Below are 14516 nucleotides of genomic sequence, written 5' to 3' on the forward strand. Positions count from 1 at the left end.
ACATCTCATGAGCCTCACGTACACAGCCGGCTCGCTGGTCGCCGCCCGTGGCCGGGAATGGGTGGTGCTGCCCGAGAGCGCCGCCGACATGCTGGTGCTGCGCCCACTGGGCGGGAGCGAGGACGACATCGCGGCCGTCTTCCCCTCCTTCGAGGACGTACGTCCCGCCGAGTTCGCGGCGCCGAGCCCGGCCGACCTGGGCGACCAGCGGGCCGCCGGTCTGCTGCGCACGGCGCTGCGCATCGGATTCCGGTCAGGTGCGGGCCCATTCCGTTCCCTGGCGTCGATCGCCGTGGAACCCCGCGCCTACCAGCTGGTCCCGCTGCTGATGGCGCTGCGGCAGCGCACCGTGCGGCTGCTGATCTCGGACGACGTCGGCATCGGCAAGACGGTCGAGGCGGGCCTGATCGCCAAGGAGCTGCTGGCTCAGGGTGAGGCGACCCGGCTGGCCGTGCTGTGCTCCCCGGCACTGGCCGAGCAGTGGCAGGGGGAACTACGGGAGAAGTTCGGCATCGACGCCGAACTGGTACTGGCCTCCACGGTGTCGCGCCTGGAGCGCGGTCTGGAGCTGGGCCAGTCCCTGTTCGACAAGCACCCGTTCACGATCATCTCGACGGACTTCATCAAGTCGACCCGGCACCGCGAGGACTTCGTACGGCACTGCCCGGACCTGGTGATCGTCGACGAGGCCCACACGTGCGTGGCCGCCGACGACGCCGCGCAGGGTAGCGCGTCGTCGGCCTCGAACCAGCTCCGCTACGAGCTGCTGCGCAGGGTCTCCGCCGACGCCGACCGGCACCTGCTGCTGCTGACCGCGACGCCGCACTCCGGCAAGGAGTCCGCGTTCCGTAATCTGCTCGGCCTGGTGCGGCCCGAACTCGCGACGCTGGACCTGGAGTCCCCGGCGGGGCGCGCGAAACTCGCCGAGCACTTCGTGGCCCGCAAGCGCGCCGACGTCCGCGACTACCTCACCAAGGAGGACGGCCTCGCCGACGACTCACTGGCCGAGCGGACGGCGTTCCCGTCCGACCGTTGGACGAAGGACGAGAAGTACCGGCTCACCCCCGCCTACCGAGCGCTGCTCGACGACGCCATCGCCTACGCCCGCGACCGCGTCGAGCGGGCAGGCGAGCAGGGCAAGCGGGAGGCCCGTATCGCCTGGTGGTCGGTGATCGCGCTGCTGCGCTCGATGGTCTCCTCGCCGGCGGCCGCCGCGCAGACCCTGAAGACCCGCTCCGAGTCCGCCACGGCCCGCACCGCGCACGAGGCGGACGTGCTGGGCGCCCCGGTGGCCTCCGACTCCGCGGACAACGACCGGCTGGAGGGCATGGACGTCGCGCCGGGCGCCGCCGAGACGGAGGACGCGGGCGCGCGGCTGCTCGATCTGGCCCAACGGGCCGCGCAGTTGGTGGGACCGGGCGAGGACGCGAAGCTAAAGGCTCTCACCGGGCATCTGAAGAAGCTGATCGCCGAGGGCTACCACCCGATCGTGTTCTGCCGTTACATCCCCACCGCCGAATACCTCGCCGAGCAGCTCGACGGCAAGCTCGGCAAGAAGACGAAGATCGCCGCGGTGACCGGCACTCTCTCCCCGCAGCAGCGTCTGGAGCGCATCGAGCAGCTCGCCGCCGAGTCCGCCGAGGACGGCGACCCGGCCGTCCGCCGGGTGCTGATCGCCACCGACTGCCTCTCCGAGGGCGTCAACCTCCAGCACCACTTCGACGCCGTCGTCCACTACGACCTGGCCTGGAACCCGACCCGCCACGACCAGCGCGAGGGCCGCGTCGACCGCTACGGCCAGAAGCGCGACCAGGTCCGGGTCATCACCATGTTCGGCGAGGACAACGGCATCGACGGCAAGGTCCTCGAGGTGCTGTTCCAGAAGCACCGGCAGATCAAGAAGGACCTGGGCATCTCCGTCTCCGTCCCCGACGAGACCGCGTCCGGCGTCACCGACGCCGTGGTGGAGTGGCTGCTGCTGCACGGACGGCAGGGCAGCCAGGAGAGCCTGTTCGAGCTGGACACCCACCAGGAGTCCTTCGAGCGCATCGAGCGCGAGTGGAACTCGGCCGCCGAGCGGGAGAAGACCTCCCGCTCCAAGTACGCCCAGCGCGCCATCCACCCGGAGGAGGTGGCCCGCGAGGTCGCCGCCGTACGGGCCGCGCTCGGCGGCGCCGACGAGGTGCGCGGTTTCGCCCTGGAGGCGCTGCGCGACCTGGACGCCCTGGTCCTCGAACCACGCGACGGCAACGGCGACTTCACCGCGCAGGCCGGCGGCGCCCCCGCCGGTCTGCGCGACGCGCTCGCCGCCACCCTCGGCGGACGGCTGATCGAGGAGGACCGGCAGATCCCGTTCCGTACGACACCGGCGATCGGCCGCGGTGAGGCCGCGCTGGTCCGCACCGACCCGGCGATCGGCGCCATCGCCTCCTACGTCCTGGACTCGGCGCTCGATGCGAACACCCCGGGCCCCCGCCCGGCCCGCCGCTGCGGTGTGGTCACCACGGACGCGGTCGGCATCCGCACGACGCTCCTGCTGGTCCGCTACCGCTTCCACCTCACCCTGCCGTCCCGCACCGGCGAGCGGCAGGTGGTGGCCGAGGACGCCCGGCTGCTCGCCTACGAGGGGATGCCGGCGCGCGCCCGCTGGCTGGACGACGACAAGGCCGCGGCGCTCCTCTCCGCCCGGGCCAGCGCCAACACCCACGAGCAGCTCGCCCGCAACCAGATCACCCGCGCCCTGGACGGTCTGCCGGACCTGTCCGCGCACCTCACCGAGTACGGCACGCGCCTGGCCGCCGAACTCGACGCCTCGCACCGCCGTGTACGCAAGGCCAACGAGGAGATCGTCCGTGGCCTGAAGGTCGTCCCGCAGGAGCCCGCCGACGTCCTCGGTGTGTACGTCTACCTGCCGCAGCAGCCCGTTTCCACTGTCACCGGAGCCGAAGCCTGATGTCCGCCGCCACCCGCACCGCCCTGGCCTTCACCGCCGTCACCACGGTCGGCGGCCTGCTCCCCGCCGACATGCTGCTGCGCATCGCCGAGGCGCGGAACCTGCCGGGCACGAAGTCCGCCGACTACGGCCTGCCCGCCTCGGTCCCCGTGCGCGACGAGGCCGAGCGCGCCTGGGAGTACCTCAAGCCCCTCTGGCGCGACCTGCGCGCCGCCCTGCCCTCGAACCCGACCACGGGTGCGCCCGCTGCCGACCCGACGGGCCGGGCCGACACCGACTGGCTCGCCCAGCTGTTCCGCAAGCTGGACTTCGGTGCGCTGACGGAGGTCGGCGGGGCGGGCATCGCGGCCGACTCCGACCCGGAGAAGCGGTTCCCGGTCTCCCACCGGCACGGCCCGGCGCTGGTCCATTTGTTGCCGTGGAACCAGGAGCTGGACAAGCGACCGGCCCCCGGCCAGGTACCGGCCCAGTCCATGCTCCAGGACTGCCTCAACCGCACCGAGGCCCACCTGTGGGCGGTCCTCACCAACGGCCGCCACCTGCGTCTGCTGCGCGACTCCTCGTCCTTCTCCACCGCGGCCTACGTCGACTTCGACCTGGAAGCCATCTTCGACGGCGAACTGTTCAGCGAGTTCGTGCTGCTGTACAGCTTGCTGCACGCGTCGCGGTTCGCGGTGGCGGAGGGGGCGGCGGCTTCGGGGTGCTGGCTGGAGAAGTGGCGGACGGTCTCCATCGAGTCTGGCAGCCGCGCCCTCGAGCACTTCCGCGACGGCGTCCAGGAGGCCCTCACCATCCTCGGCACCGGGTTCCTGAGCCACCCGCAGAACAACGAACTCCGCGAGCGCCTGGACGTCCACACGTTCCAGACGGCGCTGCTGCGGCTCGTCTACCGCATGATCTTCCTCTTCGTCGCCGAGGACCGGAGCGCCCTACTCGACCCCGAGGCAGACGAGCGGACCCGCGACCGTTTCGCCCGCTACTTTTCGACTGCTCGCCTCCGCCGCCACGCCCTGCGCCGCCTGGGCACCGCCCACGACGACCAGTACCGCGCCCTGGAGCTGCTGATCAAGGCGCTGGGCTCCGAGGCGGGCCGTCCCGAGCTGGGCCTGAAGGGACTCGGCGGCCTCTTCAACGACACTCCCGCCGATGAGCCCCTGCGCGGTGTACGACTGGCCAACCGCCACCTGTTCGAGGCCGTCAAGCACCTAGCCCGCGTCCGCGACGCAGGCTCCGCCCGCTGGCGTCCCGTCGACTACCTGCACATGGGCGCCGAGGAACTCGGCTCCGTGTACGAGGCCCTGCTGGAACTGGTGCCCAAGCACAGCGCGGCCGACCGCACCTTCGAACTGGTCGACCGTATCGGCAACGACCGTAAGAAGACCGGCAGTTACTACACCCCGACCGCGCTCACCGAGACCCTGCTCGACTCGACGCTGAATCCGGTGATAGACGACGCCGTCAAGCGCGGCGAGCAGCGTGCTAGCGCGGAGGGTCGTATCGACCCCGCCAACACGATCGTCGAGGAACTCCTCGCTCTTACGGTGTGCGACCCCGCGTGCGGCTCCGGCCACTTCCTCGTGGCGGCGGCCCGCCGCATCGCCAAGCGTCTGGCCTCCGTCCGCGAGCGCAACCCCGAACCCACGGCCGATGCCGTACGCCACGCCCTGCACGAGGTGGTCGAGCGCTGCGTGTACGGCGTGGACCTCAACCCCATGGCGGTGGAGTTGGCCAAGGTGTCCCTCTGGCTGGAGGCCATGGAGCCCGGCCGCCCCCTTGGGTTCCTCGACTCCCACATCAGGCACGGCAACGGTCTGGTCGGGGCAACCCCGGCCCTGATGCGGGCCGGCATCCCGGACAAGGCGTTCAAGAGGGCGGAGGGCGACGACGACGCCTGGGCGCGGTCGCTGCTCGCCCGTAATGCGTTGGAACGGGAGGGCCAGGGCGGCCTGTTCGAGATCGAGACGGAGACGAAGGTCGCCAACGGGTCCTTCGCGCGTGGACTGCGCCGGATCACCGCTGCCCCGGCCGCCGACCTCACCGACATCCGCCGCAAGGAGGCCGCCTACCGCGACTGGTCCACCTCGGCTGAGTACCTGCATGCTCTGCACTTGGCAGATGCCTGGTGCGCAGCGTTCGTCTGGGTCAAGCGCGAGGACGCGCCGCCGGCTGTCACCCACAAGGTGTTTCGGGGTCTGGAGGACCCCGAGGGCGACACAGCGTCGCAGTCGACCCATGATGAGATCGTGCGCCTGCGGGACCGGTACGCCTTCTTCCACTGGCACCTGGAGTTCCCCGAAGTCTTCAGGGTCCCAGAGAACGGCGACGCATCGGTGGACACAGGCGACGTCGACTCGGTGACGGGGTGGGAGGGCGGGTTCTCGTGTGTGGTGGGGAACCCGCCGTGGGACAAGGTCGACTTCCACGACAAGCAGTACTTCAGCGTGGTCGCCCCCGAGATCGCGGACATCTCCGGCACGGCCCGCCGCACTCGCATCACCGAGTGGGAGGGAGAGAACCCGGAGGCCGGGAAGCTTTACCGGGAGGCGCGGCGCGCGATCAAGGGGACATTCCACTTTGCGGGAGACTCTGGGGTGTTCCCGCTGTGCGCGAAGGGGCTGACGGTCAAGGGCGTCAACTCCCTACAAACAGACCCCCTGTTCGCCGAGCGGATGGCGCACGTGGTCGCGCCCGAGGGACGGTTCGGTCTGATCCTGCCGACAGCGATCGCGACCGGCGCGGGCTCCCAGTATCTGTTCGCAGACTTCACACGGCGGGGGGCTCTGGCATCGCTGTACGACTTCGAGAACCGTCGCCCGAAGTCGCCTGCGCTGCCCCAAGGAGGCAGGTGGTTTGACAGCGTGCACGCCAGCTACAAGTTCTGCCTGTTCTCCCTCACTGGACGCGCCGCGCGCGCGGACGCCAGCCGCGTCGGCTTCTTCCTGTCCGACATCACGGACCTAGAGGACCCGAACAGGGTCTTCGCCCTTGACCCGGAGGACCTGGCCCGGATCAACCCGAACACGGGCACCCTCCCGGTGTTCCGCACACAGCGCGAGGCGAACATCACGGCCGACGTGTACCGGCGCGTGCCAGTGCTGTGGAACGAGAGGCGAAGGGACGGCAATCCGTGGAGCATGGCATTCAAGCGCCTCTTCGACATGACCGACGACTCCGACCTCTTCCGCAGCCGCGAGAGGCTCGAAGCCGAGGGGTGGGAACTGCAGGGCAACGTTTTCGAGCGGGGCGGGGGGCGGATGCTGCCGCTGTACGAGGCGAAGATGGTGGACTTCTTTAACCACCGTGCCGCCGACGTCGTCAAGAGCTTGACCGCCGTCAATCGCCAAAACCAGCCCAAGTACTTGCCCGCCCGCGAGCTACAGGATCCCGCGCGCCTGGCCCTGCCGCTCAACTGGATTCAACAGGACGGAACGATCCCCACACGGCGTAACAACAAGGACGTTCACGTAAAGGGGATCGAGCTCCGTCTCGCTGAGGAGCGCTGGGACCATGGATGGCTCAGCGGCTGGTGCGACGTCACTGCCTCAACCAACGAGCGCACCGCCATCCCCGCCTTCCTCCCGCGCACGGCCGTCGGCAACACCTGCACGCTGATGCTCCCCCGCGTCACACCCCCACTGGTCGCAGCTATGGTCGCTACCCAGTCTTCCCTGGTCTTCGACTTCGTGAGCCGTCAGAAGATCAGTGACGCCCATATGAAGCCATTCATCTGGAAGCAGCTCCCTGTCCCCACCCCCACCACCCTCGAACCCCACCTCCCCTTCCTCCTTCCACGCGTCCTCGAACTCGTCTACACCGCCTACGACATGACACCGCTTGCCCGCGACCTAGGCGACAACGGTGAACCGTTCCAGTGGAGGGAGGACCGCCGCGCTCAGCTACGTGCCGAGCTGGACGCATACTTTTTCCACCTCTATGGGATCTCCCGCGAGGACACCGACTACATCCTGGAATCTTTCCAATCGGAGTCGGGTGGCCTCAAGAACAACGAGATCGCCAAGTTCGGCGAGTACCGCACCAAGCGACTGGTCCTCTCCGAGTACGACCGCATGGCCGCGGCCGGCCTCACCCTGGAGTCCCCCCTCACCGAGGCCGAGTCCGGCACCTACCGCTCGACGCTCACCCCGCCCCCCGGCCAGGGCCCCCGCCACGGCTGACCCACACCCTGGGTGGCCGTATCTCCGGCCGCCCAGGGGCCCACCGCTCCCGCAAGGAACGCCACGTGGTACGTCGAAGCCAGACCAGCAACCCTCGTTCGGCCGTCGTCCTGACCTCGGGTAAGGACTGGGGGACGCGTGCCGCCGCTCAGCGGCGCGGCAGCGGAGCAGAGGCCCCCATGCCACGCCGGCAACCCGCGAAGCTCAAGGCCTTGCGGCAGGCCGTCATAGAAGCGCGCCTGGCGATCAGCAGCAAGCGCTGGCATTCAGCGCGTTACGCCCTCAGCCGGGCCCGGGCCCTCGTCAACGCGCTGCCCGCCGAGCTAACCGTCCAGGAACGCGAGCAGCTCTCGCAGCTCCGCAAAAAGTACGCGGCGCGTGGCACGCCTGCCGCGATGAAGAGAAAGAAGCCGAAGCGGACACTCGCCACTCGCGCCAGCCGGAACCCTGTCGCGAAGAAGTCCGCGGCGAATGCCACGGCCCAGAAGCCGAAGCCCACACCTGTGCGCGACCTCGGCGACCGTTTCATCAACCGTGCGGCCCTCGGCTACGAGCCGGCCGACAAGGCGTGAGGCAGCAAGGCTGCCCGGCCCGAACTCAGAAGCGTCCCGCGCCACTCCCCAGCAAGGAGAGTCCATGGAACCACGCGGCTACCGCATGGTGGTCTCGACCGAACTCAACTACGTCAAGGCATGCGGCATCGCAGAGCGACAGCTGCTCGAATGGATCCGAGGCAAGGGGTACGACCCGTCCGGGCTGGACGAGGGGCGGACTGAGATCGCCGCTCATGCCACCCTCGACCGGGATTCGGAATCCGGCCGTAAGGGCGCCTACAGTCGGTGGCGCATGCGCGAAACGCCCTCCTCGGCTTCGGGCACCTGGCAGTCAACGCTCATCGTGCGCTCCGGCATCGAGGAGGACGACGGCCGTACATGGGTGCAGGTCGACATCGAGCATCAGCCAGCCCGCGAAGGTGACTTCCCCAAGCGCGCCAACACACCGAACATCGTCCGTTCTCTCCTGGACGCGCTGGAGGCACGTGACGCACTCGCCGATGTCTCCGCTGCGCCGGTCTTCATCGAGGCCGAGGACGTCGACGACGCAATAGAGGAACTGTGCGACAGCAATCGGCGGATGCCCGTCGTCATCGCAACGGTGCCGTATGGGAAAGATCCCGACGACTGGTCACGATCGGTTGTCGAACCGCTCTTCCGCTATCTGCACGGGCTGGCCGTGCTGTACGTGCTCACCCCGGAAGCACAGTCCAAGTTCAACGCCGCGCTGGAGTACCACCCCGTGTTCGGAGGTGGCGTCCGCACCTACCTGCCGGGGCTCGACCCGGCTTGGAAACCCGACGCACAACGTCACCCCGTGATGTCGCGCCGTACCATCGAGGCCGACCCCCGGCGCGCGGCCTCCATACTCGCTGCGCTTCCCCAGCGCTTGTCCTCCCGACAACCACTACCTGCCGCCCTGCTCAGCATTCCACGCCAGCGCACGCGACCCCGATCGGCCCCGGATGGCACAGACGTCGCTCAGCTCCGCACGGAGAATGCGGCATTGACAGCCCTGTTGGACGAGGCGGAGCGCGCAGAAGCCATCCGAGTCAGCGAGATCAACGACTTGTACGCAGAACTCGCGAAGGCGGACCAAGCCAGCAACGAACTGCGCGGCGAGAACGAGGAACTGTACGACAAGGTCCAGGAGTCCCAGCGGCTCATACGCTTCCTGCGTGAACAGCTGCAGGATGCAGGGCAGTTCGCCGTCGCACACACGGCGGCTGTCGCCGCGGACATCACCTACCCGACGACCTTCTCCGAGCTGTTGGACCGCCTGGACGAGCTGCCCGGCATCTCGTTCACCGGGAACCCCAAGATCACACGGTCCCTCGACAGCCAGTCGGTGGACAACTGGCTGTACGTCGCCTGGGACGGGCTACTGGCCCTGGAGCACTTCGCCCGGTCCTCCGCCGATGGCGCGGCCTCCGGCGATTTCCTGAGTTGGTGCAAGTCCGACGCCTCCAGCGACTTCCCCTTCCCCGCGGCCAAGGTGGCCATGCGCGAGTCGGACACCGTCGCCCGCAAACCGAAACTGCGCGGTGAGCGCATGCTTCCGGTACCGAAGGCGGTGGACCCCGACGGGCGAGTCTTCATGCAGGCCCACCTGAAGATCGGCGGGGGCAACACGATTGCCCCGCGCCTCCACTTCTACGACGACTGTGCCCGCTCCGGAAAGGTGTACGTCGGGTACCTTGGCCCGCACCTGCGCAACACCCTCACCTGACGCCTCTCCGCTCAAGAAGGTGTGCTGTCCGCCGGTCCATCATCAGACGCGGCGGACAGCACACCTCATGCTCAGCACTCCGACGCGAACTGCACGAACTGCCCCCAGCCGTCCTGACCGACTGCAAAGGCGGGGCGGGCCAGGTCCTTGGAGTCCCGTACGTGAACAGCCTGTTCGACGATCGCGATCTCCACACAGTCGTCACCCTGGGTGCCGCTGTAGCTGGACTTGAACCAGGCGAGTTCAGTCCTATCGCTGCTCATAGCTCTCCTCGCAGTCGCTCCAGCAGGTCCCTGGATTCCCTGGGATTCAGGGCCTGCGAGCGCAGTGTTTCATAGCGGCGGCAGAGCAGGCTTGTCTCTTTCGGGTCGGAGATCAGTCGCCCGTTCTGCTGCCCTTCGGAGTAGCCAAGTCGACGCCCCTCCGCCGTCTCCAAGGTCCGCACAGGCCCGTCCAGGCAGCCGTGAAACTCCAACTCCAGCGGCACCACTTGAAGCGTCACATTACGCGGCGCGGTGAGCGCAAGCACATGGTCCAGCACGCTCGCCTGCACGTGCACCCCACCCAGCCTGCGCCGGAACACCGACTCCTCCACGATGAAGCTGAACGGCACGGTCGGCCGTTCCCGCACCATCCGCTGCCGCTCCATCCGCGCGGTGAGCTGCGCCTCCGTCTGTTCATCGGTCAGCAGCGGGATGCTGTTGTCGAACACCGCCCGCGCATAAGCCTCCGACTGCAACAACCCCGGCACCAGCCGGCACTCGTACGTGCACAGACTCACCGCCTCCCGCTCCAGCCGTGCCCACCGCCGGAACCACGCCGCGAGTCCCACCTCACCACGGCTGAGATGGCGGGCAGCCCTCCGCAGCGCGCCGGTGTTCCCCAGCGCCTCCTCCGCACGCTCGATGAATGCCTCGTCCGGCATCCGACGGCCCAACTCCACCGACTCCACCGTGTGCTTGGAGTACTGGACGACAGCGGCGAGGTCTCCCCGACTGAGCCCCGCATGCTCGCGTAACGCCTGGACGACCGCGCCGAACGTACGCAGACTGTCCGACGGATGAGGCTCCCGCTCCCCCTCCCCCGCCGGAACCGTCCGGGCACCAACGCCCGTGTCCGCCTCCGCTTCGACGATGTCCATCCGCCGCCCCTCTCTCCAGCCCTCGGGCCCGCACACGTTCAACACTCAGCGTGACGGCCGGACACGCGTACTGTCCACTCCATGCGCTCGTACGCTCACTCCGCGTACGGGGTGCGGTGCTCGCGCCCGGTCACACCCGACCGTCACGCTGGCGCCATGAAGCAAGCCACGCCCCAACTCGCCACCTCACCAGTCACCTTCACTCAGCTGTTGTCGTCCACACGGCGCGGCGCCCGGCTCGCCCGGCTGCTCGGTGTCACCGAGCTGCGGTCCTGGGGCGCTCCGCAGGCCCTCACGGAGCGTGCCGAAGCCGTCGTCGCGGAGCTTGCCGCCAACGCCGTCTTCCACGGTCTCGTGCCGGGCCGCTGCTTCAGGCTGACGCTGCTCTTCGACCCGTCGGGCGGCCGCCTGCGCGTGGAGGTCAGCGACGCCCGGGGGGACCTCTACCCGCAGATCGTGACAGGCGCCGCCGGCTCCGATGTGCTCCGCCTCGGCGGGCGCGGCCTGGCGCTCGTCACCGCCCTCGCCGACCGCTGGGACTGCGTCCCCTACCCGCCCAGCGGGAAGACCGTCCGGGCCGTGCTCTCAACGCGATGGGAGGCGACTGCCGTCACCGACAGAGAATGCCCGCGCACCAGGTCACCACGAACGCCGCAGCCGTCCCTCCGCGACGGGGACTCTCACCTCAAGTGATATCTCTCGGGAGCAAGGAATGGTATCGCTTCACTGTCGGAATCGTCTCCGAAGGGATCGTCCACATGGCCAGAACCGTCATCGACCTCGACGAGGACATGGTCGCCGAGGCCATGCGCATCTTCGGGACCAAAACGAAGGCCAAGGCCGTCCGCCTCGCCATGGAAGACGCCGTCAAGAGGCACCTGCGACAGGAGGGCTTCGACGCCATGGACGCCGGCGAGTTCAACTTCAGCGAGATCGTCGAGAACACCGGCCTCCGCAACGCGGACGGCTCCCTCCAACGCGGGGGAGACCCAGCCGCCTGATGCAGGACCGCCATCTGATCGACAAATCCGCCCTCGCCCGCTGGACGAAGCCGAGTGAAGGAGGTACTCAAGCCTCTGCACGAGCGCTACCTCCTCGCTGTTTGCCCCCCGAGTTCGAGATGATCCACTCCGCAGGGGACAGCTCGGAAGCCACTCGCATCAGCACCTGGCTCCACGCCTTCGACTACCTCGGAACCGACGACGCCGCCTTCACCCGCGCTCTTGAGATCCAGCGCCATGCCCTCAACGCGGGCTTCCACCGCGCTCCGTCCCTGCCCGACCTGCTGATCGCCGCCACAGCCGAACTGAACCAGCGAACGGTCCTCCACTACGACGGGGACTTCGACATGATCGCCTCCCTCACCGGCCAGCCCACCGAATGGGTCGTCGCACCTGGCAGTGCCGACCGGTGAGGCCAAGAGAGCCACGACCGCGTTCGAGGTTTCGGGCAACCCCGCACCACTCATGAAGTGAGTGCGAGCGCGTCAACGTCTACGCGGGCAGCGCAGGGAACACGACCACCGAGCCGTCCTTGTCGCGGGCGATCTCGATCGCCACGTCCCTCGGGCGACCGCTGACCGTGACGCCACGGCCCAGTTGATGAATCCGGTGTGCCGCGCTCATGAGGCGATCGACCTCACCGGTCGTGAAGACGGGTCGCAGACCGTTAGGGCGTGCCAGTTCCAGGGCTGACAGGCGTACCAGGACACCAGCGATGCCCGACTCCAGTTCGTCGAGCCACTGTTGATCGCGCTTGAGCTCCCGGGTGAAGCTCTCGAACGGATTGCCGGGATCGCTCTGGGCATGCTCGACGGCCTGGAGGACGACGACCCGCCGCTTCAGCGCGATGGCCAGGGCGGCGAGTTCGAGGTGGGCGCGGAACATGCCGCCCTGGTCGTCGACGCCGGGGAACGACTTGGTCAGCGTGCCGAGTTCGACGGCCTCGCCCTCGGGCACTCCGTCGAGCGCGCTCCGCCATCGGCCCAGGCGGATCTCGACTTTGCTCAGCGCCGTGTCGATGGTGTGCACCGCCGAATCGAGTCCCAGCGAGACACCGAGCTTGCCTTGATCGAGCAGGATGGCCGTGGCCTTGTCGATGGCGGCACGGCAGCCGTCGAGTGCGCTGCGCTCGTCGTCGAGCTTGTCCTCCTGGAGTTGCTCCAGCAGTTCCGTGATGTGTTCGATGGCCTGCCGGCGCTTCTGGTCGGCGTGCGCGCTCACCCCCACCGCAACGGCCATGAGCACGAGCGGAGCGGCCACGGTGAGGGCCGTACCGCCGGCGGCAGCGGCACCGGCGGTGGCACCGGCCCCGCCGACCGTGCCCGCCGCAGCCGCTCCTCCGACCGGCACGAATTTCGCTTTGGCGGCGATCCTGCCCGACGAGCTCACGAGCTCACCGTAGATGGCACCGGCCGCCCCCTTCGGCACCATCGGGCGCACGACGCCCTGCCCGAACTGGGCGACGACCTTCGCCGGGACCACCATGCGATACAGACTCTCGCCGGAAGCGGTCGCTCTGGCCGCCGTAAGGGAAGTGCGCGTCGACTGCGTGATGAACTGCGACAGGTGCTGCGCCAAGGGACTAGCGGCGTCGAGCGGGATGCCACGGCCGCGGTCGATCTTGTCGGGCAGCGGATGCGCCTCCAGCGTGACGATCGGCTCGTCGGCCAGGACGGCCAGCACTCCGCGCAGTTCAGCCAGGCGCTCAGCCGTCATCGACTCGCCCGCGGTCAACCCTGGCACCCGGACGTCAGCGGTCGCCAGCGTCCACACGGGCACGGTCGTCGTGCGGTCGTCAGTCATCGTCTCCCCTTGTGTTTTCCAACATGCTCGTAGCCTCAGTCGCCATCACCGCATCCGCACCCACCCGTGCAGCCCCTCCAGCTGCCGCGGCAGCCTGCTGCCCTGCCAGCCCAGCACCAACCGCTGCCGGGCACGAGTGATCATGACGTAGTAGGCCATGCGCAGGGTCGCCTCCGTGGGGTCGGTGGCGGAGTCGGACTCCGCGTCGGCGATGACGACGGTGTCGAAGTCGAGGCCCTTGGCGCTGGCGCGGTGGACGACGACTACGCCGGGGCGGGCGAGGTCCAGGTCGCGGTAGCGGCCGGAGGACGCCGCCGAACTGTAGAGCTGGGGTTCATGGGCGAGGCCGCCGCGCTCCAGACGGCGCATGAGATCGGCGGCCGTACGCAGGGAGTTGACGATGACGCCGATACGGTCCCCCGGGTGCCTCGCCGCCATGGTGGCGATGTCGTCGGCAAGGTCCTTGATGCCGGAGTATTGGCGGACGACGGGCAGCGTGCCGCTGCGGAAGGGGATGTCGGGGCGGGTACCGCCGGTGCGGAAGTGCTCGGCGAGGGAGGCGATCTCGCGGGTGTTCCGGTGGTTGCCGGAGATCTCGACACGTCCGGTGGAGCGGCCGAGGGCGTCGGTGATCTCGGTGAGGGTGGAGTTCGTCTCGGTGAGGCGCTGGCACTCGTCGGCGAAGACCGTCACAGAGGCGGCGGCGAGGCGGGCCATGCGGTAGAAGCCCGGCGACAGGTCCTGGCCCTCGTCGACGACGAGGTGGGGAGTGGCCTCCTCGTTCTCGCCGAGGGCGGCGGCTGCCTGTTGGGTGAGGGCCGCCCAGTCGAACCAGCCGTCCTGGGTGCGCGGCGCGCCGTATCCGAAGTGGCGCAGGACCCAGCCGTGGACGGTGGCGGCCTCGACGGGTGCGCCCGGGACCGTGAGGCCCTGGAGGGTGTCGCCAAGGAGCTGGCGCAGCAGGTTGGAGCGCGACAGCAGCAGGGTGGGGCGGCCGGTGAGGGCGAGGTGGACGGCGCGGTGTGCGGCGAGCAGGCTCTTGCCGCTGCCGGGCGGGCCGCTGACGACGTGGTTGCCGGTCAGCGGCAGGGCGTCCAGGCAGCCGCGCTGGGCGGGGGTGAGGTCGGGGTGGAGGAAGGGGGTGTTCGCGGTGGTCATGG

10 protein-coding genes and 1 pseudogene are annotated in these 14516 nt (G+C 69.0%); 7 read left to right on the forward strand and 4 right to left on the reverse strand.

Annotation, left to right across the window (positions count from 1 at the left end; genetic code table 11):
• The first annotated feature begins 7 nt into the window (after window positions 1-7).
• The 4 genes from ACWGKT_RS25780 (at window position 8) to ACWGKT_RS25795 (ending at window position 9411) form a co-directional block, all read left to right on the forward strand.
• On the forward strand, window positions 8-2953 hold the full coding sequence (locus tag ACWGKT_RS25780) for a helicase-related protein (RefSeq protein WP_453275557.1): 2946 nt from the start codon (window positions 8-10) through the stop codon (window positions 2951-2953).
• Window positions 2953-7128 carry an Eco57I restriction-modification methylase domain-containing protein gene (locus ACWGKT_RS25785; RefSeq protein WP_453275558.1) on the forward strand — a complete coding sequence of 1392 codons (4176 nt, stop codon included), beginning with the start codon at window positions 2953-2955 and terminating at the stop codon, window positions 7126-7128. Before ACWGKT_RS25780 ends, ACWGKT_RS25785 begins: the two co-directional genes overlap by 1 nt.
• A gap of 179 nt (window positions 7129-7307) precedes the next feature.
• Entirely contained in the window at window positions 7308-7700 is a 393-nt protein-coding gene (locus ACWGKT_RS25790) for a hypothetical protein (protein ID WP_453275559.1), read from the forward strand.
• Window positions 7701-7764: 64 nt separating this feature from the next.
• A complete protein-coding gene (locus ACWGKT_RS25795) occupies window positions 7765-9411 on the forward strand; it encodes a hypothetical protein (protein WP_453275560.1) in 1647 nt (548 codons plus the stop codon).
• A 71-nt stretch (window positions 9412-9482) separates the two neighbouring features.
• Here the strand turns inward: ACWGKT_RS25795 and ACWGKT_RS25800 are convergent, their stop codons facing one another.
• Window positions 9483-9674: a DUF397 domain-containing protein gene (locus ACWGKT_RS25800; RefSeq protein ID WP_453275561.1), complete on the reverse strand. Its 192-nt coding sequence runs from the start codon at window positions 9672-9674 to the stop codon at window positions 9483-9485.
• Window positions 9671-10552 (reverse strand): helix-turn-helix domain-containing protein, encoded by an 882-nt coding sequence (locus ACWGKT_RS25805; protein ID WP_453275562.1) that lies wholly within the window; start codon window positions 10550-10552, stop codon window positions 9671-9673. The genes ACWGKT_RS25800 and ACWGKT_RS25805 overlap by 4 nt, the downstream gene beginning before the upstream one ends.
• 156 nt (window positions 10553-10708) lie before the next feature.
• Here ACWGKT_RS25805 and ACWGKT_RS25810 point away from each other — a divergent pair, with 156 nt between their 5' ends.
• The 3 genes and pseudogenes from ACWGKT_RS25810 to ACWGKT_RS25820 all read left to right on the forward strand — a co-directional run bounded on the left by ACWGKT_RS25810 (window position 10709) and on the right by ACWGKT_RS25820 (window position 11966).
• Window positions 10709-11245, forward strand: coding sequence for an ATP-binding protein (locus ACWGKT_RS25810; RefSeq protein WP_453275563.1), 537 nt, complete (start codon window positions 10709-10711; stop codon window positions 11243-11245).
• A gap of 65 nt (window positions 11246-11310) precedes the next feature.
• Entirely contained in the window at window positions 11311-11553 is a 243-nt protein-coding gene (locus ACWGKT_RS25815) for a type II toxin-antitoxin system VapB family antitoxin (protein ID WP_453275564.1), read from the forward strand.
• A pseudogene (locus ACWGKT_RS25820) lies at window positions 11553-11966 on the forward strand (PIN domain-containing protein). The gene ACWGKT_RS25815 and the pseudogene ACWGKT_RS25820 overlap by 1 nt, the downstream one beginning before the upstream one ends.
• Before the next feature lie 79 nt (window positions 11967-12045).
• On the opposite strand, the gene ACWGKT_RS25825 reads toward ACWGKT_RS25820, so the two are convergent.
• Both ACWGKT_RS25825 and ACWGKT_RS25830 read right to left on the reverse strand, forming a co-directional pair.
• The gene (locus ACWGKT_RS25825; RefSeq protein ID WP_453275565.1) at window positions 12046-13356 is read right to left on the reverse strand and encodes a hypothetical protein; all 1311 of its coding nucleotides are present in this window, start codon (window positions 13354-13356) and stop codon (window positions 12046-12048) included.
• Window positions 13357-13401: 45 nt separating this feature from the next.
• Window positions 13402-14514: an AAA family ATPase gene (locus tag ACWGKT_RS25830; protein ID WP_453275566.1), complete on the reverse strand. Its 1113-nt coding sequence runs from the start codon at window positions 14512-14514 to the stop codon at window positions 13402-13404.
• Window positions 14515-14516 lie beyond the last annotated feature (2 nt).

It is taken from the genome of Streptomyces sp. NPDC054794 (assembly GCF_053611585.1).

Excerpts from the sequence above, each read along its gene's own strand:
- ACWGKT_RS25795 (WP_453275560.1), top strand. The coding sequence starts at position 7,765 with ATGGAACCACGCGGCTACCGCATGGTGGTCTCGACCGAACTCAACTAC.
- ACWGKT_RS25805 (WP_453275562.1), bottom strand. The coding sequence starts at position 10,552 with ATGGACATCGTCGAAGCGGAGGCGGACACGGGCGTTGGTGCCCGGACG.
- ACWGKT_RS25785 (WP_453275558.1), top strand. The coding sequence starts at position 2,953 with ATGTCCGCCGCCACCCGCACCGCCCTGGCCTTCACCGCCGTCACCACG.
- ACWGKT_RS25790 (WP_453275559.1), top strand. The coding sequence starts at position 7,308 with ATGCCACGCCGGCAACCCGCGAAGCTCAAGGCCTTGCGGCAGGCCGTC.
- ACWGKT_RS25815 (WP_453275564.1), top strand. The coding sequence starts at position 11,311 with ATGGCCAGAACCGTCATCGACCTCGACGAGGACATGGTCGCCGAGGCC.
- ACWGKT_RS25810 (WP_453275563.1), top strand. The coding sequence starts at position 10,709 with ATGAAGCAAGCCACGCCCCAACTCGCCACCTCACCAGTCACCTTCACT.
- ACWGKT_RS25825 (WP_453275565.1), bottom strand. The coding sequence starts at position 13,356 with ATGACTGACGACCGCACGACGACCGTGCCCGTGTGGACGCTGGCGACC.
- ACWGKT_RS25780 (WP_453275557.1), top strand. The coding sequence starts at position 8 with ATGAGCCTCACGTACACAGCCGGCTCGCTGGTCGCCGCCCGTGGCCGG.
- ACWGKT_RS25800 (WP_453275561.1), bottom strand. The coding sequence starts at position 9,674 with ATGAGCAGCGATAGGACTGAACTCGCCTGGTTCAAGTCCAGCTACAGC.
- ACWGKT_RS25830 (WP_453275566.1), bottom strand. The coding sequence starts at position 14,514 with ATGACCACCGCGAACACCCCCTTCCTCCACCCCGACCTCACCCCCGCC.